The sequence below is a fragment of the Pantoea sp. B270 genome, from assembly GCF_018726825.1.
Lineage (GTDB): Bacteria > Pseudomonadota > Gammaproteobacteria > Enterobacterales > Enterobacteriaceae > Pantoea > Pantoea dispersa.
Genome location: NZ_JAHCSX010000002.1, coordinates 641,500 through 662,105 on the forward strand (window position 1 = coordinate 641,500; position 20,606 = coordinate 662,105).

15 protein-coding genes are annotated in these 20,606 nt (G+C 59.4%); 5 read left to right on the plus strand and 10 right to left on the minus strand.

Features of this window, described 5'->3' with window-relative positions; genetic code table 11:
* Positions 1-6: 6 nt before the first annotated feature.
* Positions 7-963: a UV damage endonuclease UvsE gene (locus tag KOL70_RS19345; protein ID WP_215481369.1), complete on the minus strand. Its 957-nt coding sequence runs from the start codon at positions 961-963 to the stop codon at positions 7-9.
* Positions 964-1,068: 105 nt separating this feature from the next.
* Entirely contained in the window at positions 1,069-3,099 is a 2,031-nt protein-coding gene (locus KOL70_RS19350; RefSeq protein ID WP_021509525.1) for a choline transporter, read from the minus strand.
* Between the two features lie 241 nt (positions 3,100-3,340).
* Here KOL70_RS19350 and betI point away from each other — a divergent pair, with 241 nt between their 5' ends.
* The 3 genes from betI to betA are packed head-to-tail and all read left to right on the plus strand — an operon-like array spanning position 3,341 to position 7,128.
* Positions 3,341-3,937, plus strand: a complete 597-nt coding sequence (gene betI / locus KOL70_RS19355) for a transcriptional regulator BetI (RefSeq protein ID WP_058758824.1) — start codon at positions 3,341-3,343, stop codon at positions 3,935-3,937.
* 13 nt (positions 3,938-3,950) lie between these two features.
* A complete protein-coding gene (gene betB / locus KOL70_RS19360; protein WP_215481370.1) occupies positions 3,951-5,423 on the plus strand; it encodes a betaine-aldehyde dehydrogenase in 1,473 nt (490 codons plus the stop codon).
* A 25-nt stretch (positions 5,424-5,448) separates the two neighbouring features.
* Positions 5,449-7,128: a choline dehydrogenase gene (betA, locus tag KOL70_RS19365; protein WP_021509528.1), complete on the plus strand. Its 1,680-nt coding sequence runs from the start codon at positions 5,449-5,451 to the stop codon at positions 7,126-7,128.
* 173 nt (positions 7,129-7,301) lie between these two features.
* On the opposite strand, the gene KOL70_RS19370 is transcribed toward betA, so the two are convergent.
* The gene (locus KOL70_RS19370; RefSeq protein WP_215481371.1) at positions 7,302-8,219 is read right to left on the minus strand and encodes a LysR family transcriptional regulator; all 918 of its coding nucleotides are present in this window, start codon (positions 8,217-8,219) and stop codon (positions 7,302-7,304) included.
* A 99-nt stretch (positions 8,220-8,318) separates the two neighbouring features.
* Between KOL70_RS19370 and KOL70_RS19375 the strand changes: the two genes are divergently transcribed.
* Positions 8,319-9,650, plus strand: coding sequence for an aspartate aminotransferase family protein (locus tag KOL70_RS19375; protein WP_058758827.1), 1,332 nt, complete (start codon positions 8,319-8,321; stop codon positions 9,648-9,650).
* Here the strand turns inward: KOL70_RS19375 and KOL70_RS19380 are convergent.
* Genes KOL70_RS19380 through KOL70_RS19395 form a run of 4 tightly spaced genes read right to left on the minus strand, consistent with a single transcriptional unit; the run spans position 9,643 to position 14,560 of the window.
* Positions 9,643-11,955 carry a molybdopterin-dependent oxidoreductase gene (locus KOL70_RS19380; protein ID WP_215481429.1) on the minus strand — a complete coding sequence of 771 codons (2,313 nt, stop codon included), beginning with the start codon at positions 11,953-11,955 and terminating at the stop codon, positions 9,643-9,645. The genes KOL70_RS19375 and KOL70_RS19380 overlap by 8 nt on opposite strands.
* Positions 11,956-11,989: 34 nt before the next feature.
* Complete coding sequence (locus tag KOL70_RS19385; RefSeq protein WP_058758829.1) at positions 11,990-12,751, minus strand: amino acid ABC transporter ATP-binding protein; 762 nt, start codon at positions 12,749-12,751, stop codon at positions 11,990-11,992.
* A complete protein-coding gene (locus KOL70_RS19390) occupies positions 12,744-13,667 on the minus strand; it encodes an amino acid ABC transporter permease (protein ID WP_215481372.1) in 924 nt (307 codons plus the stop codon). The genes KOL70_RS19385 and KOL70_RS19390 overlap by 8 nt, the downstream gene beginning before the upstream one ends.
* A complete protein-coding gene (locus KOL70_RS19395; RefSeq protein WP_021509534.1) occupies positions 13,664-14,560 on the minus strand; it encodes an ABC transporter substrate-binding protein in 897 nt (298 codons plus the stop codon). The genes KOL70_RS19390 and KOL70_RS19395 overlap by 4 nt, the downstream gene beginning before the upstream one ends.
* Before the next feature lie 492 nt (positions 14,561-15,052).
* Here KOL70_RS19395 and KOL70_RS19400 point away from each other — a divergent pair, with 492 nt between their 5' ends.
* Positions 15,053-17,233, plus strand: coding sequence for a FepA family TonB-dependent siderophore receptor (locus KOL70_RS19400; RefSeq protein ID WP_215481373.1), 2,181 nt, complete (start codon positions 15,053-15,055; stop codon positions 17,231-17,233).
* Positions 17,234-17,288: 55 nt separating this feature from the next.
* Here KOL70_RS19400 and KOL70_RS19405 read toward each other — a convergent pair whose 3' ends face one another.
* The 3 genes from KOL70_RS19405 to KOL70_RS19415 form a co-directional block, all read right to left on the minus strand.
* Positions 17,289-18,761, minus strand: coding sequence for an MFS transporter (locus KOL70_RS19405; protein ID WP_215481374.1), 1,473 nt, complete (start codon positions 18,759-18,761; stop codon positions 17,289-17,291).
* 48 nt (positions 18,762-18,809) lie between these two features.
* On the minus strand, positions 18,810-19,406 hold the full coding sequence (locus KOL70_RS19410) for a TetR/AcrR family transcriptional regulator (protein ID WP_088517674.1): 597 nt from the start codon (positions 19,404-19,406) through the stop codon (positions 18,810-18,812).
* Positions 19,407-19,537: 131 nt separating this feature from the next.
* Positions 19,538-20,452 (minus strand): alpha/beta fold hydrolase, encoded by a 915-nt coding sequence (locus KOL70_RS19415; protein WP_215481375.1) that lies wholly within the window; start codon positions 20,450-20,452, stop codon positions 19,538-19,540.
* Positions 20,453-20,606 lie beyond the last annotated feature (154 nt).

The window sequence follows — 20,606 nt, forward strand, 5'->3', positions numbered from 1 at the left end:
GGTTAATCAGCGCGTCTGCGCATAGTCATACAGGCGATCGCGTGCGAGGTTCTTCATTTTGACTTCGCACATGATGTCGAAGCGATCAAACGACAGCGCCCAGTCATTCAGCGTCTGGTTGAAATAGTAGTCAGAATGGGCGCGCAGCTTCGGCTTTGAGGCGGCGAGTAGCTCCTGATCGGGAAAGCCGCTCTCCGGGATCAACCCTTCCTGGGCGATCGAATAGTGCAGCACCGGCCGCACGCCGCGCCACGACTCCAGAATCAGCGCCACGCGTTCATCGCTGGCCTGAATAAACTGATTCTCTTTCACCCAGTGATGGTGAATATCCAGTACCACCGGACACAGCGCACGCGCCTGCAAGACGTCATCCAGCGAGCAGGAAATTTCGTCATTTTCCACCGTCAGCATATTGCGGGCTTCCGGGCTGAGGCGCATAAACGCCGCGCGAAAACCCTCAATACCGCGTTTGCCGTTCATGTGGATGTTGATTTTGAAATCCTGAAACTGCCTGCCGTAGCCCATCAGCACCGCGCACAGCGTGTGGTACTCGACATCCTCCAGCGCCCGATCCACCACGTCATCATTATCCGAAGCCAGCACCGTATACTGGCCGGGATGGAACGACAGGCGAATGTTGTGCGCGCGGGCCAATTCGCCGCAGCGGCTAAACAGCGGCTGCAGCTCGGGCAGAATATCGCCATACAGTTCTGTGGCCAGCGGCACGGTGTACAGCGGCAGCAGATCGCTGCCGATGCGCATCATGCGTAATGCATCCGGCTGCTGCGCCAGCTGTTCCAGCGTCAGAGAGAGGTTCTGCAGGTTATTTTGTGCCAGTGCCAGTAGCAGCGTGGCCGCCGCGTTACGCTCCATAGCGAGAAAGCGTGTGCGGGTGGTGGTTTTAAATGGAAATGGCTGTTTAGCCTCAGAATCAAAGTACTTACACGCAAAACCCAATTTCATTATGTTCCCCTTCAGGTCAGCTAGTGAGTCTAGCTGCCGCTGGCAATTATGCGAGGAACGCCACGTGATTAAACGGGCAGCCGCCTTGCACGGCTGCCCGCACTGTTACACGCTCGGGTAAGTGATATTGCTGCCCGGCGCTTCACGATGCAGATGGATAAAGTTCAGGTGACGCTCGTACTGATCGAGAATGTCGATGATCACCTGCTCCTTGTTGTAGTCCATCAGATCGTTACCCTGGCTGCCCTCCAGCAGGAAGGTTTCCAGCCGGTAATAGTGCGACTTACCGCTGCGGGCGCGATAGGTAAAGCCCGGTACCGAGTACTGCTGCGGCCACACCTGATAGACGAAATCCTGCTCCTCGCCGAGGTGCACGCGCAGATCAAGGTAGCCCAGCGGCTGGCCCTCTTCCGGCGCAACGCTCTCCAGCGATACGCGACCGCCGCGCAGCTCCAGCTCTTTGGCGACATCCTGCATCGCCGGATAGATCACCGTTTCCATCATCTGCTGGGTATAGCGCGTGCCCGGGTAGTTCATCAGGCGCGACAGCCGCTTTTTCCAGCTCAAACGGTCATTGCTCGCCGGAATATAGGGCGCGGTATCACGGCTGGCGCTGGCGCGGCGGTGATCTTCCACTTTGAGTGATTTATACAGCCCGGCCATCACAAAGAAGATCACGAAGCTGAACGGCAGGCCCATGATCACCGTGGTGTTTTGCAGCGCAGAGATGCCGTTGGTCATCAGCATACCCATGGTCAGCACGCCAATCGCCACCGACCAGAAAATGCGCAGCCAGTTTGGCGCATCGCTGTTGATATCCTTCAGCTTCGAGGTGAAGTTCCCCAGCACCAGCGAGCCGGAATCCGCCGAAGTAACATAAAACAGCATGCCGGTAATGGTGGCGACCGAGGCGCTGAACTTAAACGCCGGGTACTGCGCCAGCAGGCTGTAGAACCCGCGCTCGGCATGCGCCATCACTTCCTGGGCAAAACCGGCATCGCCGTGGATGATCTCGTACAGCGCCGCGTTACCGAACACCGACAGCCACAGCAGCGTGAAGGTGAACGGGATAATCAGCGTGCCGAGCACAAACTCACGGATGGTGCGGCCTCGGGAAATACGGGCGAGGAACAGGCCGACAAACGGCGACCACGCCACCCACCACGCCCAGAAAAAAAGCGTCCAGCTATTCATCCACTGCGTCGGACGATCAAACGCAAAGGTGTTGAGCGTCATGCCCATAAAGCGGTTGATGTAATCACCGACGTTCAGCACCAGCGCGTTGAGCAGGAAATCCGTCTTGCCCATAAACAGCACAAACAGAATCAGACCAAGCGCCAGCGCGACATTCAGCTCCGACAGGATGCGGATGCCTTTATCCACGCCCGAGGTCACTGAAATGGTGGCGATCACCACCGACAGTACAATCAGCGCCATCTGCGCCGTCAGCCCTTCCGGCACATCAAATAACACTTTCAGCCCGTAGTTGAGCTGTACCACGCCGATACCCAGCGTGGTGGCGATACCAAAAATGGTACCGATCACCGCCGCGATATCCACCGTGTGGCCAATCGGGCCGTTAATACGTTTGCCAAAAATCGGATAGAGCGCCGAGCGAATAGTGAGCGGCAGATTATAGCGGTAGCTGAAGTAGCCGAGCGCGATGCCCATCAGCGCATACATCGACCAGCCGGTCAGACCGTAGTGAAACAGCGTCCACACCATCGCCTGACGCGCCGCTTCCAGGGTCTGACCGGCCCCTTCCGGCGGCTGCATATACTGCGTGACCGGTTCCGCCACCGAGAAGAACATCAAATCGATGCCGATGCCGGCGGCAAACAACATCGCCGACCAGCTCAGCAGACTGAATTCGGGTTTGGACTGCTCCGGGCCCAGCTTGATGGCGCCGTAGCGTGAACAGGCCATATAGATGACGAAGACGATATACAGCGTGGCGGCCAGCATGTAGTACCAGCCAAAAGTGGACGATACCCAGTTGACGGCGCTCTGGATCCAGCCGGCAGCGAGATCGCTGTACAAAATGGTGACAAGTGAAAATGTCAGAATCAGTCCGGCAGAGGTGTAAAACACCACGGGATTGATTCTGTCTTTTTCACTGGCAGGTGGATTAATCATCGGTTACCTCTGGTTAATTTCCTGTAATTATTCAATGAAGTAGCAGGGCCGTAGCGATCGGCCTTATCGGTATCGTTCTCCTGTTTTCCCTCCTGATTGTTCGGCACGGTTCAGTATTCACCTTCCCGTTGCGCTTTCATAACAACCGAAGCACAGTATCCTAACAAGTTTCTTTTTTATATTGAACGTGCAATCAAAAAAAGTTTTAATAGGGGTCTTACATTGCGGTGGAGCTGGAGTCATGCCAAAGGTGGGAATGCAGCCGATACGTCGTCGGCAACTGATTGATGCGACCCTGAGTACCATTAACGAAGTCGGGATCAATGACGCGACCATTGCGCAGATTGCGCGGCGCGCCGGCGTCTCGACCGGCATCATCAGCCACTACTTCAAAGACAAAAACGGTTTGCTGGAAGCCACCATGCGCGACGTGACGCGTCAGCTGCGTGATGCGGTGGCGGCACGACTGAAACCGCTGGCGGGAGCCGGCACCGAAGCGCGCCTGCTGGCGATTGTCGAAGGTAACTTCGACGACACCCAGGTGCACAGCGCGGCGATGAAAGCGTGGCTGGACTTCTGGGCCAGCAGCATGCATCAGCCGCAGCTGGGTCGCCTGGAACGCGTCAGCAGCCGTCGCCTGTTTTCCACGCTCGCTGCCGAGTTTCGCCGCGAGCTGCCGCGTGAGCAGGCGCGGCTGGCCGCGCACGGTCTGGCCTCGCTGATTGATGGCCTGTGGCTGCGCGCCGCGCTGAGCGGCAAACCGTTTGATCTGGCGATTGCCAGAACGCTCACCACCCAATTCATTCGCCAGCAGCTGGCTGGCGCCGCGAATCACTGAGGAAGGAGCAACCATGTCCCGATTCACCGAGCAGCATTTATACATTGATGGTCAATACGTTGCCGCAGCAGCGGGCGACACATTCCAGACCATCAGCCCGGCCAATGGCGAAGTGCTGGCCGAGGTCCATGAAGCCGCGCAGGCGGATGTCGATCGCGCGGTCGCCGCCGCGCAAAAAGGCCAGAAAATCTGGGCGGCCATGACGGCGATGGAGCGGTCACGCATCCTGCGCCGTGCGGTGGATATCCTGCGCGAGCGTAACGATGAGCTGGCGGCGCTGGAAACCCTCGACACCGGTAAACCGCTGAGTGAAACCCAGGCGGTGGACATTGTTACCGGTGCCGATGTGCTGGAGTACTACGCCGGCCTGATCCCGGCGCTTGAAGGCCAGCAGATCCCGCTGCGTGATACCTCCTTCGTCTATACGCGCCGCGAACCGCTTGGTGTGGTCGCCGGTATTGGCGCATGGAACTATCCGATTCAGATCGCGCTGTGGAAATCTGCACCGGCGCTGGCGGCTGGTAACGCGATGATCTTTAAACCCAGCGAAGTGACGCCGCTGAGCGCGCTGAAGCTGGCAGAAATCTACAGCGAAGCCGGCGTACCGGATGGCGTGTTCAACGTGCTGAACGGACGCGGCGCGGTGACCGGTCAGCTGCTGACCGACCATCCGGGCATCGACAAAATCTCCTTCACCGGCGGCGTGGCCAGCGGCAAAAAAGTGATGGCCAACGCGGCCGGCTCCACGCTGAAAGAGGTGACCATGGAGCTGGGCGGCAAATCGCCGCTGATCGTGTTTGACGACGCCGACCTCGATCTCGCCGCCGACATCGCCATGATGGCGAACTTCTACAGCTCCGGCCAGGTGTGCACCAACGGCACGCGCGTGTTTGTGCCGACGGCATTGCAGCAGGCGTTTGAGGCAAAAATCGCTGAACGCGTGGCACGCATCAAAGCCGGCGATGTCAACGATCCGGCCACCAACTTTGGCCCGCTGGTCAGCTTCCCGCACCGTGACAATGTGTTGCGCTATATCGAATCCGGCATCAGCGAAGGCGCGCGCCTGCTGTGCGGCGGAAAACGCATGAGCGGCGCAGCGTTTGATAACGGTGCCTGGGTAGAACCGACCGTGTTCACCGATTGCCGTGATGAAATGACCATCGTGCGCGAAGAGATTTTCGGACCGGTGATGTCGATCCTGACCTACGACAGCGAGGAAGAAGTGGTGCGCCGCGCCAATGCCACCGAATACGGCCTGGCGGCGGGTCTGGTCACCCGGGATCTGAATCGCGCGCACCGCGTCATTCACCAGATTGAAGCGGGCATTTGCTGGATCAACACCTGGGGGGAATCCGCCGCTGAAATGCCGGTGGGCGGTTACAAGCACTCCGGTATTGGCCGCGAGAATGGCCTGATGACGCTGCAGAGCTACACCCAGGTGAAATCTGTGCAGGTCGAACTGACCCGTTTTCAGTCGGTATTTTAATCAAGCTTAACCTGAGGAGCGACTAATGGAATTTGATTACATCATTATCGGAGCCGGATCCGCAGGGAACGTTTTGGCAACAAGACTGACCGAAGACAGCAGCGTGAACGTCCTGCTGCTGGAGGCCGGCGGTCCCGATTACCGCTTTGATTTCCGCACGCAAATGCCGGCGGCGCTGGCCTGGCCATTACAGGGCAAACGCTACAACTGGGCGTACGAAACCGAGCCTGAGCCACACATGAATAACCGCCGCATGGAGTGCGGACGCGGTAAAGGGCTGGGCGGTTCGTCGCTGATCAACGGCATGTGCTACATCCGCGGTAACGCCATGGATCTCGACAACTGGGCGCAGCAGCCGGGTCTGGAAAACTGGACTTACCGCGACTGCCTGCCCTACTACCGCAAGTCGGAAACGCGCGATATCGGTGCTAATGATTATCACGGTGGCGAAGGCCCGGTGAGCATCACCACCTGTAAGCCAGGCAACAACCCGCTGTTCGCCGCGATGATTGAAGCCGGCGTGCAGGCGGGCTATCCGCGTACCGACGATCTCAACGGTTATCAGCAGGAAGGATTTGGTCCGATGGACCGTTTCGTGACGCCGCAGGGCCGCCGCTCCAGCACCGCGCGCGGTTATCTGGATACGGCGAAACAGCGTCCGAACCTGAAAATCATCACCCACGCCACCACCGATCGCATTCTGTTCGAGGGCAAACGCGCGGTCGGCGTGCAGTATCTGCACGGCGCCAGCGATACGTCGCACACCGTGCATGCGCGGCGTGAAGTGCTGCTGTGCGCCGGTGCTATCGCCTCGCCGCAGATTCTGCAGCGCTCCGGCGTTGGCGCGGCGGCATTGCTGAAGCAGCACGACATCCCGCTGGTGCATGATCTGCCGGGCGTCGGTGAAAACCTGCAGGATCATCTGGAGATGTACCTGCAGTACGAGTGCAAAGAGCCGGTATCGCTCTATCCGGCCCTGAAGTGGTGGAACCAGCCGAAAATTGGTGCCGAGTGGCTGTTCAAAGGCACCGGTATCGGCGCCAGCAACCAGTTTGAAGGCGGTGGCTTTATCCGCAGCCGGGAAGAGTTTGCCTGGCCCAACATTCAGTACCACTTCCTGCCGGTGGCGATTAACTACAACGGCTCGAATGCGGTAGAAGCGCATGGCTTCCAGTGTCACGTCGGTTCGATGCGTTCGCCAAGCCGCGGTCACGTGCGCATTAAGTCGCGCGATCCGCGCCGTCATCCGGCGATTCTGTTTAACTACATGGCGCACGAGCAGGACTGGCATGAGTTCCGCGATGCCATCCGCATCACGCGGCAAATCATCAACCAGCCGGCGCTGGATAAGTATCGCGGCAAAGAGATCAGTCCGGGGCTGGAGTGCCAGAGCGACGAGCAGCTGGATGAGTTTGTGCGCAACCATGCTGAGACCGCTTACCATCCGTGCGGCACCTGTAAAATGGGCAGCGATGAGATGGCGGTTGTGGATGGCGAAGGTCGCGTACACGGTCTGCAGGGGCTGCGCGTAGTCGACGCCTCAATTATGCCGCTGATCATCACCGGTAACCTGAACGCCACCACCATCATGATTGGTGAGAAGATCGCCGACAACATTCGTGGCCGCCAGCCGTTACCGCGCAGCGAAGCGGACTACTTCGTGGCGGGCGATCGCCCGGTACGCGGCGAACCGCTGCGCGCATAAAGCAGTGATATCTCAGGGGAGAACGCATGGTTCTCCCCTTTTTTTCGCCCTCTTCTCTCTCGTCACCCCGCCTGCCATCAAGGCCTGTCAGACTTTACGCCGCACGGTGCTGGCACCCGGGTTGATGTAGCAAACTAACAGTATGTTGTAACTAGAATGCCTTAGCGCCTCTGCTAAGCGCCGGGCTCGTCCAGCGCCAGCGCCTGCAAAAAGCGTTGCAGGATGGTGTTGTGACGCGGGCCCTGGCGCGTGACGAGCGCGATTTGACTGTGGTAATGGAACTGCTGCGGCGCGAGGGCGCGCATCTGCTGTTTCTCCACCCACTGCGCGGCGTAGTGGTCCGGCAGGAAACCGATATAGCGCCCGGTGAGAATGAGAAATGCGATCCCTTCGCGGTCGGAAGCGGTGGCGCTGCAGTTCAGCTGCTGATGCAGCGCAATCGCCCCCGCCGGCATGCGAAACAGCGGCGCTATCGCATCGCAGGCCGCCAGCGCGTGGTGTTCCGGCCGCTCCGCATGGTTAAACAGCGGGTGCGCGTGGCTGCAATAGAGCTGCGCATGTTCATCATACAGCTGTGCGTACGCCAGCCCGGAGACCGGCGCCGCCATCGGCAGCGCGCCCACGTGCAGGCGTCCTTCCAGCAGGCCACGCTCGATGTCCGCCGCGGTTAACATACTGATGTTGATCCGGATCCCTGCCCCGCTCTCCCGCAGCGCCGCCAGCGCATGGGTGAGACGCATGCGCGGCTGCGTCACCAGATTATTGATGATGCCGATGTTGAACTCCCCGCGCAGCTGCTGATGCATCTGGTTCACCTGCTGGCGAAAATCTTCCACCGCCGCCATCATGGTCTCGCTGTGTCGTAAAATTTCACGCCCTTCCTCGGTGAGCGCAAACCCGGCGCGACCGCGCTGGCACAGGCGCATGCCCAGCCGTTTTTCCAGATCGCTCATATGCAGGCTGATGGCCGAGCGCGTAATACCGAGCAGGCTTTCGGCGGCGGAAAAGCTGCCGCACTCGCTGACGGTTTTGAAAACGCGCAGCAGTCTGAGGTCGAAGTCGGTCACCTGGGCCAGCGTTTTCTTTTTCATTCAGGTGAGTAAATCCATAAGTGAAGACAAGTTAATTAGCATTTAACTTAACCGGCGGCGGATTGCAAACTCTGCTTAACACATGCCGGAGAAAACCCGATGTCACAGCCGATCAATACCGCCGACCTGAATTTACAGGCGCACTGGATGCCGTTCACTGCTAACCGCTATTTTCAGCAGGATCCCCGTTTTATTGTCGCCGCGCACGGCCACTGGCTGACCGATGGCGACGGCCGCCAGATTTTCGATAGTCTGTCCGGTTTATGGACCTGCGGCGCGGGCCACACGCGCCGTGAAATCCAGCAGGCGGTCGCGCAGCAACTCGGTACGCTGGATTACTCGCCGGGCTTTCAGTATGGCCATCCGCTGTCGTTTCAGCTGGCCGAGCGCATCGCCAGCCTGATGCCCGGCCATCTCAACCACGTGTTCTTTACCGGTTCGGGGTCGGAGTCGGCGGATACTGCGGTGAAAATGGCGCGCGCCTGGTGGCGGGCCAAAGGCCAGCCTAATAAAACCCGGTTGATTGGTCGCGCGCGCGGCTATCACGGCGTGAACATTGGCGGCACCAGCCTTGGAGGAATCGGCGGCAACCGTAAGGCCTTTGGTCAGCTGCTGGAGGTTGATCACCTGCCGCATACGCTGCAGCCAGAGCTGGCGTTCACCCCCGGCCAGCCTGCCACGGGGGGCGAGGCGCTGGCGGATGAGATGCTGAAGCTGATTGAACTGCATGATGCTTCGACTATTGCCGCGCTGATTGTTGAACCGCTGTCCGGATCTGCCGGCGCGATTATTCCGCCGCACGGCTACCTGCAGCGCCTGCGTGAGATCTGTACGCAGCACGATATTTTGCTGATTTTTGACGAAGTGATCACCGGCTTTGGCCGCATGGGACGCTGGAGCGGCGCGGAGTATTTTGGCGTCACACCGGATCTGCTCAACTTCGCCAAACAGATTACCAACGGTGCCATTCCGCTGGGCGGCGTGGTGGCCAGCAGCGAAATCTATCACACCTTTATGTCTCAGCCGCTGCCGCAGCACGCGGTTGAGTTTGCGCACGGCTACACCTATTCGGCGCATCCGGTGGCCTGCGCGGCCGCGCTGGCGACGCTGGACGTGCTGGAAAACGAGGCGCTGATTAGCCAGTCGGCCGAACTGGCACCGCATTTTGAACGTGCGCTGCACGGGCTGCGCGATTGTCCGCAGGTGGTGGATATCCGCAACTGCGGGCTGGTCGGTGCCATTCAGCTGGCACCCCGTGAAGGTGACGCGACCGTGCGGCCGTTTGAAGCGGGCATGGCGCTGTGGAAAGCCGGCTTTTACGTCCGCTTTGGCGGCGATACGCTGCAGTTCGGCCCGATGTTTGATACCCAGCCGGCCGAACTGGACCGGCTATTTGATGCGGTAGGCGAAGCCCTGCACGGCCTCAGATAATCTCAGTGCTGTAGCTGACCGGTTGCGGCGGAATAAATGCCTGCACCGGCGTCAGCTCGCCGCGGTATTTGCGCAACTGCACCACGGTGATTTGTCCGCTACAGCCCTGCGCCAGCGATGAAGTACCGATATCCAGCGTCAGCACATTCGGATTACCGTGGCGACACAGCGGTCGCAGCGCGGTGGGATCGACCGGATCGTACCAGGCGCCGGTCGGCAACTGCACCACCCCCGGCATAATGCTTTCGGTGACGCGAGCGCTGGCCAGCACGTGACCGCGCTGATTGTACAACTCGATAATGTCGCCGTCGGTAATGCCGCGCGCGGCGGCATCGTGCGGATGCAGGCTGCACACCTCACGTCCTTCGCGTTTGCCGCTCAGGCTGTAGTCACCAAAATCCAGCTGGCTGTGCAGACGCGTGGCCGGCTGATTCGCGATCAACCATAGCGGATGTTCCGCATCCGGCTGCTGCTGCGGTGCGCGCCACACCGGATGGCCGGGGCAATTTTCATAGCCAAAGCTGGCAATGGTGGCGGAAAAGATTTCGATTTTGCCGCTTGGCGTCGGTAGCGGTGCCGCCGCCGGATCGGCCCGAAACGCATTGATCATCCGCCCGCCATCTTTCAGCTGCGGCAGTTCAATCACGCCCTGCAGCCAGAACTGGTCGAAATCAGGAATCGTCACCTGATGCGCGGCCAGTTTTTCCTGCAGCTGCGCATAGTGATGGCGCAGCCAGCCGCGGGCGTCGCGTCCTTCGGTGAACGCCTCTTCACGGCCTAAACGACGCGCCAGTTCAGCAAAAATGGTGTAGTCATCCTGCGCCTGCGCGTAAGGTTGCGCCACCGGCTGCATGGCAAACAGATGACGATCGGTCGGCGCACCGCCGATATCTTCACGCTCCAGCGTCATGGTGGCAGGCAGCACGATATCTGCATGGCGCGCGCTGGCGGTCCACGCGGTCTCGTGCACAATCAGCGTATCCAACTGGCAAAACGCCTGCCGCAGCCGCGCCAGATCCTGATGATGATGGAACGGATTGCCGCCCGCCCAGTAGGCCAGACGGATGTGCGGATAGGTCAGACGCCGGCCGTTGTAATCAAACTGCGTGCCGGGATGCAGCAGCATATCGGCGATGCGCGCCACCGGAATCAGCCGGTCAATACCGTTCCTGCCCTGCGGCAGCGCCGGGAAACTCACCAGATTATGATGCTTACCGTAATGGCCGAGTGCGCCGAGCGCATAGGTGTATCCACCGCCCGGCAGCCCCGGCTGTCCCAGCGCGGCCGCCAGCACCAGCCCCAGCCATACCGGTTGCTCACCGTGTTCCGCGCGCTGCAATGCGTGCGCCACGGTAACCAGCACACGTTTACCGTGCAGCTGGCGCGCAAAATCGGTGATTGTTGCCGCGCTGACGCCACAAATCTCAGCCGCCCACTGTGCGTCGCGCCGCGTACCGTCCTCTTCGCCGCGAATATAGGCGACCATTTGCTGCCAGCCGAAGGTGTAACGCGCGAGGAAAGCCTCATCGGTGCGCTGCTCGTCAATCAGCACCGACAGCAGACCGAGAATGAAGGCCGCATCGGTACCGGGGCACAGCGCCAGCCACTCTCCCTGCGCCTCATCGGGCAGATCGCTCTGCAACGGGCTCACCGAAATAAAGCGTGCGCCGCGTTCTGCCGCCTGCTGCATAAAGCCGCGTTCGGTGTGTTCGCTCAGACCACCGCTTGCCACCTGCGAGTTTTTCAGCGCCAGGCCGCCGAACGCCAGCACGATCTCGCTATGCCGGGCGATCTCTTCCCAGCTGACGCCGCGGCGGGCGATCTCATTCATGTCGCCGACGATATGCGGTAACAGCACCGAAGCCGAGCCGGAACTGTAGCTGTTCACCGAGCGCACATAGCCGCCCATCACCGTGTTAAGAAAGCGGTGCACCTGGCTCTGCGCGTGATGAAAACGGCCGGCACTTGACCAGCCATATGAGCCACCAAAAATACCTTCCGGCCCATACGCGTCACCGACGCGCTGCAGTTCGCGCGCCACCAGCGTGTAAGCCTGCTCCCAGCTCACCGCCACATAGTCGTCATTACCGCGACGTGGATCCGCGCCGGGCCCATTTTCCAGCCAGCCACGGCGCACCATCGGTTGCGCCACGCGCGCCGGGTGATGCAGGACATTGTGAAAGTTTTGCAGCAGCGGGCTGGGATCGGGATCGCCGTGAAACGGTTCGATGGTCAGCCGATCGCCCTGCTGGCGGGCAGTAAAAGCACCCCAGTGGGCGCTGTGCATCACCGGTTTTTGCGTCATCATGCTTCCTGGAGTCAAAAATGAAAAACGGTGCTTACAGCACCGTTGCAATAAAGTTTCTTACCCGTCCGTTTTCCGGATCGTCGAGCACCTGCTGCGTCGGCCCCGCCGCCACAATCCGCCCGCCTTCCATAAACACGATGTTATCGGCCACCTCGCGCGCAAAACCGATCTCGTGTGTCACGATCACCATGGTGATGCCGGAGTGCGCCAGCTGTTTGATCACCTGCAGCACTTCACCCACCAGTTCCGGATCGAGCGCAGACGTGGGCTCATCAAACAGCATCACGCCGGGATCCATCGCCAGCGCACGGGCGATCGCCACGCGCTGCTGCTGACCACCGGAGAGATTCTGCGGCCACTCTTCTTCGCGCCCGGCCAGCCCCACCTGCTTAAGCAGTGACAGCGCTTTGCTGGTCGCCTGCTGGCGGCTCTGTTTTTTCACCCGCATCGGCGCATCGACAATGTTTTGCAGCACGGTGCGGTGCGGGAACAGGTTGAACTGCTGAAACACCATGCCGATTTCGGCACGCTGACGCGCAATCTCGCTGCTGCTCAGCTCGTGCAGCGCCTGGCCTTTCTGCTTGTAACCAATGATCTCGCCACCGATACGAATCGTGCCGCCATCCAGTTTTTCCAGATGATTAATGCAGCGCAACAGCGTCGATTTGCCTGAGCCGGACGGTCCGAGGATCACCGTCACCGAGCCGGCCGGGATATCAAGATTAACTTCATCCAGAATAGTGACGCCGGAAAAACGTTTGGTCACCTTACGTAAGGCGATCGCTTCAGCCATTGCTTACGCTCCTTTCGGCTTTAGGCGCAGAGAAACCGGGCAGCGACTTAAGTAAACTGCGCTTTTCACGGCGCGTGACGCCACGGCCAAAGTACCGCTCGACGTAGAACTGACCAACCGACAGTACCGAAGTCATCAGCAGATACCACAGTGTCGCCACCAGCAGCAGCGGGATCACTTCATAGGTGCGCTGATAGATGATCTGCGCCGAAAACAGCACATCCTGCAGGGAGATCACCGATACCACCGCCGTGGTTTTCAGCTGGCCGATGATTTCGTTACCGGCCGGCGGCATGATGGCGCGCATCGCCTGCGGCAGTACGGTATGACGGAAAATCTGCGCCGGACGGTAACCCAGCGCACGGGCGGCTTCCAGCTGGCCGTTGCCAACGCTCTGAATCCCGGCGCGCACGATCTCAGCCGCATAGGCGGACTGATGCATTACCAGCGCGATCACCGCCGCGCTGAACGGACTGACCAGCGCATTAGACTGAGTACTCCAGATTTCACCCAGGCCCGGCAGCGACAGTGAAATGGTCGGGTACAGCGCCGCGATGTTGTACCACAGGAACAGCTGTACCAGCATCGGTACGCCGCGGAAAAACCAGGTATAGAACCAGCTGACGCCGACCAGCACCGGGTTGGATGACAGGCGCATCAGCGCCAGCACCGTGCCAAAGGCGAAGCCCAGCATCACCGAAATCGCGGTCAGCTGCAGCGTCATCAGCACGCCCTGCAGGATCGACTCGCCGGTGAAGTTTTCCGCAATCACGCCCCATTCGAAGCGCGGATTGTTGATCATCGAATGCGCCATCGCCACCACGCACAACAGCACCACCAGCGCACTGAGCCAGCGTCCGTAGTAGCGTTTACCGACGATTTTCAGATCGTCGGTGTGGTCGTGAAAGTCACTCATTGAAAGATATCCTGATTACGTTTTGACTCTTTAACCGCGCCAAAGCCGATGCCCCAGTTATCCAGGATCTTCTGGTAGCTACCATCTTTAATCAGCGAGTTCAGCGCTGCCTGTACCGCAGGTTCAAGCGCGGAATCTTTCGGGAAGGCGACCGATACCGGCGCATCATGCACGGTAATTTCGCCGCTCATGGTCAGCGGTTTGATCACTTTCACCTGCCACAGCAGGCCTTCGTACGGACCGAGGAACATCGGCACACGCCCGCTGACCACGGCCTGAACACCCGCCGGGCGATCCGGGAACACTGACACTTTAATCGGTTTTTTCCCGGCCGCTTCACAGGCTTTGCTGGCCTCTTCCAGACGGGTCACCTGGGTGGTGCCGGAACCGGCGCCGACTTCTTTACCGCACACCTCGTCGAGGGTTTTGAACGGCGCGACGTTGGCGTCTTTCCGCGAAATAATGCCGAGACGGCTGGCGTCGTAGTAACTCACGAAGTCGATAATTTTGGCGCGCGCCGGCGTGGCGTTGATGTTGGACAAGGCCACATCGTAGCGGCCGGTTTTCAGTCCCGGAATGATGTTGTCGAAGCCGCCGGTATCACGCCACTGCACCTGAATGCCGAGACGCTCACCGACCGCGTTCATGATGTCAATTTCACGACCGGCCAGCGTTTTGTTGTCTTCTTTATAGAAGGTGGTGGGCGGCGTGTTGGGGTTGGTTCCTGCCACAATATAGCCACGCTTCGCCACGTCGGCGGGCACCAGGCTTTTCAGCGCGGCATCAGCTTGTACATGCAGTGAGCTGTCGGTTGGGACGGATTGTTCGGCGGCAAACGCGGTGTGCGCACTGAGAGCGAGTGCGAAAAGGGTGATACCTTTTGCGAATTTCACTGGAACCTTTCTCCTGATATTTAAAATGTTTCCCGGCAGGGAAAAGGCGTCGAGGTAGCGATGTATTTTTCCCTTTGCCCATGTCGCGTAAAGCCGCGCGGCGCAAAGGATTGTCATCCTCTAAACGTCCCGCAGCCATTCTCTGGAAGATAGGCAGCGATCACAAATGCGAAAAACAGATATCTATTGCCGAAATCCGGCAATAGGGTTCTTTGCTGGCCTGAATGCGGCCCTGTCGTCGCGCAAAAACCAGATTGTTACCGCAAATCAGGCACCTGCTTATCCTGCCACGCTGGATGATTTGCTTATTAGCCATAACGTTCCTGTCTAAGCCAGCGTATCGCCCTGCTGACAAAAACTGACAAAAAAGCCGCCCGATGAGGCGATATACGCAGGAATGTAAAGAAGTTGCACATCAATATACAATGCAAACTATTCTCATTATCATGCGCATTTGCTTACAAGTGCTAACGCATCAGGGAGATGATATAAGTGAATGTAACAGTATGTGGCAAAAAGCGTCCGGTCGTACTGTGCCTGGCGGGCCTGTTAACCTCACCGGTGTTTGCCGCTGAACCCACGGAGAAGCTGGCCGACGATGAGTCGATGATTGTGACGGCAGAGCAGGAGCTAAAGCAGCAGCCGGGAGTTTCCACCATTACCGCTGAAGACATCAAAAAAAGTCCGCCCGTTAACGACCTCGCGGACATCATCCGCAAAATGCCCGGCGTTAACCTCACCGGTAACGGCGCCAGCGGCAGCCGCGGTAACAACCGCCAGATCGACATTCGCGGCATGGGCCCGGAAAACACCTTAGTGCTGATCGATGGCGTGCCGGTCACCTCCCGTAACTCGGTGCGTTACAGCTGGCGCGGTGAGCGCGACTCACGCGGAGATACCAACTGGGTACCGCCGGAAATGGTGGAACGCATTGAGGTGATACGCGGTCCGGCCGCTGCCCGTTATGGCTCCGGTGCCGCCGGCGGTGTGGTCAACATCATTACCAAACGCCCGACCAATGACTGGCACGGTTCGCTGTCGCTGTTCACTAACCAGCCAGAAGATGACAAGGAAGGCGCCACCCGCCGCGCAAACTTCAACCTCAGCGGTCCGCTGGCCGGTGAGGCACTCACCATGCGGCTGTACGGCAACCTGAACAAAACGGATGCCGACGCCTTCGACATCAATACCGCGCAAAATGGATCTTACGCCGCCGGACGCGAAGGGGTGCGTAATAAAGACATCAACGGCGTGCTATCGTGGAAAATCACCCCGACGCAGATTGTCGATTTCAGCTATGGCTACAGTCGCCAGGGCAATATTTACGCTGGCGACACGCAGAACAGCAACAGCAATGCCAGCGCCAACGGGCTGGTTGAAGCGCTGTACGGCAGCGAAACCAACCGCCTGTATCGCCAGAACTACGGAGTGGTGCACAACGGCATCTGGGACTGGGGCACCTCTAAGCTTAACTTTAGCTATGAGAAAACCAACAATACCCGTCTGAAAGAAGGCTCCGGCGGCAGCACCGAAGGGATGATCAACAGCGATACGTACGCTACCAGCCGGCTGGAGAGCTATCGCGCCGGCGGCGAGATCAATTTCCCGCTGCAGCTGCTGGTCGATCAAACGGTTACGCTGGGTGCTGAGTGGAATCGCGATGAGCTTAACGATCCGGCATCGGTACAGGCCACCAGCGCACCGGGCGTCGATTTCGGCGGCGTATCCAGCGATGGTTCGCAGCGTGACAGTAAAAACAGCGCCACCATCAGCTCGCTCTATTTCGAAGACAACATCGCCGCCACCGACTCCACCGAAGTGATTCCCGGCCTGCGCTTCGACTATCACGATCAGTTTGGCGCTAACTGGAGCCCGAGCCTTAATCTATCGCAGGGCCTCGGTGATTACTTCACGCTGAAAGCCGGTATTGCGCGCGCCTTTAAAGCGCCAAACCTGTATCAGTCCACTGAGGGCTATATCCTGTCGACGCGCGGCAACGGTTGTCCGATTGGCCTGTCACGCTGTTACCTGCTGGGCAGCAAAGACCTCGATCCCGAGATCAGTGTGAATAAAGAAGTAGGCATTGAGTTCAGTAATCAGGGCTATGTGGCGGGCATCACCTGGTTCCGCAATGATTACAAAAACAAAATCATCTCCGGCACCACGCCGGTGGCTTCAACCGGCTCGTATAACCTGCTGCGCTGGGAAAATGGCGGCAAAGCGATCGTCGAAGGGCTGGAAGGCAATCTGAGCATCCCGCTGATTGCCGACACGCTGGAGTGGCGCACCAATGCCACCTATATGTTCCGCTCGGAGAGCAAAAAAACCGGCAACCCGCTGACGGTAATTCCGGAATTCACCATCAATTCGCAGCTGGAGTGGCAGGCGACCGAGGCGCTCAGCGCCAACATCAACTGGACGCAATACGGCCGGCAGAAGCCACGCCAGTATGCGGAAACCAGCCTCGAGGCCAGCCGTGGTCTGTCGCAGCGTGAAATCAGCCCGTATTCCATTGTCGGGCTGAACCTCAACTATGACATCACTAAAAACCTGAGCGCCAACGCCGGTATCAATAACCTGTTTGATAAGCGCGTTTATCGCGAAAATGCCGGGGCATCGACCTATAACGAACCGGGCCGCGCCTGGTACGCCGGTGTCACGATGTCGTTCTGAGGAATGGACGCCATCGGGTAAAGTGATGGGGGTGATCACACCCAGTCTTCAACCATCAGTCCCGCAACGCGTTGGAACTCCCGCGTGTTTTAAGCACCGCCGTCTGTGCGGCAGGCCTGCGCGCTAGCCGGATGCTCAGCAGCGCGCCGGCCGCCAGACAAATCGACATACACACTATCGCCACGATGAAGGCATGGGTAATCTCTCCTGGCCCCTTGCCCGTGCCCAGCACGGCATAAAAGATCCCGCCGATAATGGCCACGCTCAGCGCCGTGCTCAGTTGCAACGTGGAGCTGGCGATACCGGCAATCATCCCGGCCCAGGCGGGTGCCACGCGTCCGGTGACGATGTGCATCAGCGTCGGCAGCGCCAGCCCCTGGCCAAACCCCACCACAAAAAGCCCCACGGCCAGCGGCAGCGCCGCCGGTGACACACCGACCGGCGTGCTGGCCATCAGCCACGCCAGGCCCAGCAGGCCAGCCACTTCCAGCACCATCCCAGTGGCGTTAACGTAAGGCCCAATCAGTCGTCGCGCAGAGGGCGTGGACAACGGCCCCAGCAGAAAACCCGCACCAAAGGGCAGGAAGATCAGCCCGGCGCTCAGTACGCCCTGATGCAGCGCGCCCTGTAAATAGATCGAGAACAGCAGGAAGAATACGCCAATCGAGTAGAACAGCAGCGCCAGCAGCAGGGACAGCCCCAGCCCCGGCACGCTGAAAATCGCCGGATCGATCAGCGGATCGCCGCCCTGCTTTGCCAGCCGGCTTTCATAGCGCCAGAACAGAGTGCCCAGCACCGGCACCAGCAGCAGCGATAGCCACGCCCACAGCGGCCAGCCCGCTTCCCGTCCTTCGATCAGCGGCACGATCAGCAGACCCAGCGTCATCATCGACAGTCCCATTCCGCCAAAATCCAGCTTGCGCGCGTGCTGAGCACGCGTCTCTTTAATCAACGGGATGCCAAACAGCACCACCAGCAGCGCCACCGGCAGATTGACCAGGAAAATGGCGCGCCAGCCGCTATTAAACAGGTTGAGTGAGATCAGGATGCCGCCCAGCGCCTGGCCAATCACCGAGGCCAGACCAAATACCGCGCCGTACAGGCTCAGCGCGCGTGATTTCTCCGCCTCCGGGAAAATCGCCTGAATCGAGGCCAGCGCCTGCGGTGCCATAATCGCTGCAGTGATGCCCTGCAGCACGCGACCAGCGATCAGCGCGCCCGATGACCAGGCAAAGCCACACAGCGCAGAAGCCGCCGCAAAACCGGTCAGGCCAACGAAGAACATGCGCCCGCGGCCAAACAGATCGCCGAGGCGGCCACCGGTGATCAGCGTGACGGCATAAAACCCGGCATAAGACGAGATGACAAATTGCTCCGCCGAGCCGGACGTGGCCAAATCGCTCTGAATCGAGGGCAGCGCCACATTGACAATAAAGAAGTCCAGCGGGGGTAAAAATGCGCCTGTCAGCAGGACGATAAACATCGCCCAGCGGCGTGGCTCGGGATTTAACGCGTGCGGATCGGACATCACAACACCTCACTAAGGAACCGATTGGTTCCAATATGGATAAAAAAATTAGTCGAGCAGACGCATCGTGCAGTCCACTACGGCATTCATTTCAGCTTCCGTTGCCCCGGTTTTACCGAGGATGCGCATCCCTTCAATCTGGCAAACCAGTAAGCGGGCCAGCACCTGCTCATCACGCTCGGGCAGTTCTCCGCTCAGCTGACCGCGCACCAGCGTTGCCGCATACAGCTGCTGCAAACGCCGGAACATGCGCCCCGTGCGTTCGGCAATCTGTTCATCATGCGCGGCCATCTCGGTGGTGAGCGACACCACCAGACAACCGCGCCGCCCTTTCTCACCGCTGGAGAGCGCGGCATAACGCAGCAGCGAGGCGCGAATCGCCGTTTTAACCGCGCCGGGCTGCGCCAGAATATCCGAGGTGGCTTTCAGACCTTCGGTCATGTAGATATCCAGCGCGGCCAGCAGCAGCCCTTTTTTATCGCCGAACGCCTTGTAGAGACTGCCGCGCGATAAACCGGTTCCGGCGATCAAATCCGGTAGCGACGCCGCTTCATAGCCGCGATCCCAGAAAACGTGCATGGCGCTGCGGGCGGCCTCTTCCAGCTCGAACTCGCGCGGGCGACCGATGACGGTCAGGTTCTTCATCACTGCCCTCCCCTGTAATTATAAACCAACTGGTTCCTATCTTAGCCGCAATGCCGTGGCTATTGCAAGTCAGCGGCAGCCCCTTCTCGGCGCGGTCGCTTACGCGTGGATATTCACGGTTAAGTGATGCGTTACACAAAAAACTGACGTAACGCGTCGGCCAGCGCCTGCGGTTGCTCATCCGGGATAAAGTGACCACAGTGCGCGAGACGAATCCCGCTGACGTCGGCCGCAAAAGTGCGCAGCGGCTGTGCCATATCAGCAATTGAGCCCTGATCGGCGCTTACCGCCAGCAGCGGGATCGCCAGTTTGCCCCGGGTTTGCAACAACTGACGATTCTGCTCCGCTGAGGTGCTGACCTCACGGTACGCCGCCATGCCGGCGCGCAGCGCGCCGTTTTGCTGCAGCAGCCGCACATATTCCGCCATCTCTTCGTCACCAAACACCATCGGGCTGGCTGCTTTGCGCTGCAAAAACCACTGCAGATAGAGCGCTTCACGACCGGCGATCAGCGCTTCCGGCAGATCCGGCAACAGGTGAAAAGCAAAATGCCAGGTTTTCCAGGCTTTGTCCGGCGTCGCAGGCAGCGCATCCGGCAGCGTCACGCCGGGAATGCCGGCATCCAGCAGCGCCAGTTTGCTGATGGCATCACCGTGCAGCATCGCCAGCGGCCAGGCAACCCAGGCACCCACGTCATGCGCGGCCAGGTAGTAACGCTCAACCCCTAACTGCTGCAACAATCCCTGCACGCTGTGCGCCAGCGAGGTGGTGTCATAACCGCTGGCAGGCTTGTCGGAGTCGCCCTGGCCGGGCAGATCCGGCGCAATGATGAAATAGTCTGCCGCCAGCTGCGCCATCACCTTACGCCAGGCAAACCAGCTCTGCGGAAAGCCCGCCAGCAGTACCAGCGTTGGCCCCTGCACATTGCCGCCGCTGACGTAGTGCAGCCGCACACCCGCGACCGTGGCGTAAGCATGGTTAAATTGCGGCAGGTGATCGACGGGCTGTGACCAGCGCGGCGCGGCGTCCAGGGCAGGCAGTGACATAAGCGTTCTCCGGTTATTTTGGTAAAGAGTGTTTCCTTATTGGATGCGATTCTGCGCTACCGCGCCGTTAACGCGGACTCATTAAGGAAATGTTTATTTCCTTAATATTAACGACAGCCACGCGCGCCTTGCAAGCGAGTCTGTGAAATAGATG

What these genes read in the sequence shown, in the direction of transcription:
- KOL70_RS19345 (WP_215481369.1), bottom strand. Translation starts at nt 963, where the DNA reads ATGAAATTGGGTTTTGCGTGTAAGTACTTTGATTCTGAGGCTAAACAG.
- KOL70_RS19350 (WP_021509525.1), bottom strand. Translation starts at nt 3,099, where the DNA reads ATGATTAATCCACCTGCCAGTGAAAAAGACAGAATCAATCCCGTGGTG.
- betI (WP_058758824.1), top strand. Translation starts at nt 3,341, where the DNA reads ATGCCAAAGGTGGGAATGCAGCCGATACGTCGTCGGCAACTGATTGAT.
- betB (WP_215481370.1), top strand. Translation starts at nt 3,951, where the DNA reads ATGTCCCGATTCACCGAGCAGCATTTATACATTGATGGTCAATACGTT.
- betA (WP_021509528.1), top strand. Translation starts at nt 5,449, where the DNA reads ATGGAATTTGATTACATCATTATCGGAGCCGGATCCGCAGGGAACGTT.
- KOL70_RS19370 (WP_215481371.1), bottom strand. Translation starts at nt 8,219, where the DNA reads ATGAAAAAGAAAACGCTGGCCCAGGTGACCGACTTCGACCTCAGACTG.
- KOL70_RS19375 (WP_058758827.1), top strand. Translation starts at nt 8,319, where the DNA reads ATGTCACAGCCGATCAATACCGCCGACCTGAATTTACAGGCGCACTGG.
- KOL70_RS19380 (WP_215481429.1), bottom strand. Translation starts at nt 11,955, where the DNA reads ATGACGCAAAAACCGGTGATGCACAGCGCCCACTGGGGTGCTTTTACT.
- KOL70_RS19385 (WP_058758829.1), bottom strand. Translation starts at nt 12,751, where the DNA reads ATGGCTGAAGCGATCGCCTTACGTAAGGTGACCAAACGTTTTTCCGGC.
- KOL70_RS19390 (WP_215481372.1), bottom strand. Translation starts at nt 13,667, where the DNA reads ATGAGTGACTTTCACGACCACACCGACGATCTGAAAATCGTCGGTAAA.
- KOL70_RS19405 (WP_215481374.1), bottom strand. Translation starts at nt 18,761, where the DNA reads ATGTCCGATCCGCACGCGTTAAATCCCGAGCCACGCCGCTGGGCGATG.
- KOL70_RS19410 (WP_088517674.1), bottom strand. Translation starts at nt 19,406, where the DNA reads ATGAAGAACCTGACCGTCATCGGTCGCCCGCGCGAGTTCGAGCTGGAA.
- KOL70_RS19415 (WP_215481375.1), bottom strand. Translation starts at nt 20,452, where the DNA reads ATGTCACTGCCTGCCCTGGACGCCGCGCCGCGCTGGTCACAGCCCGTC.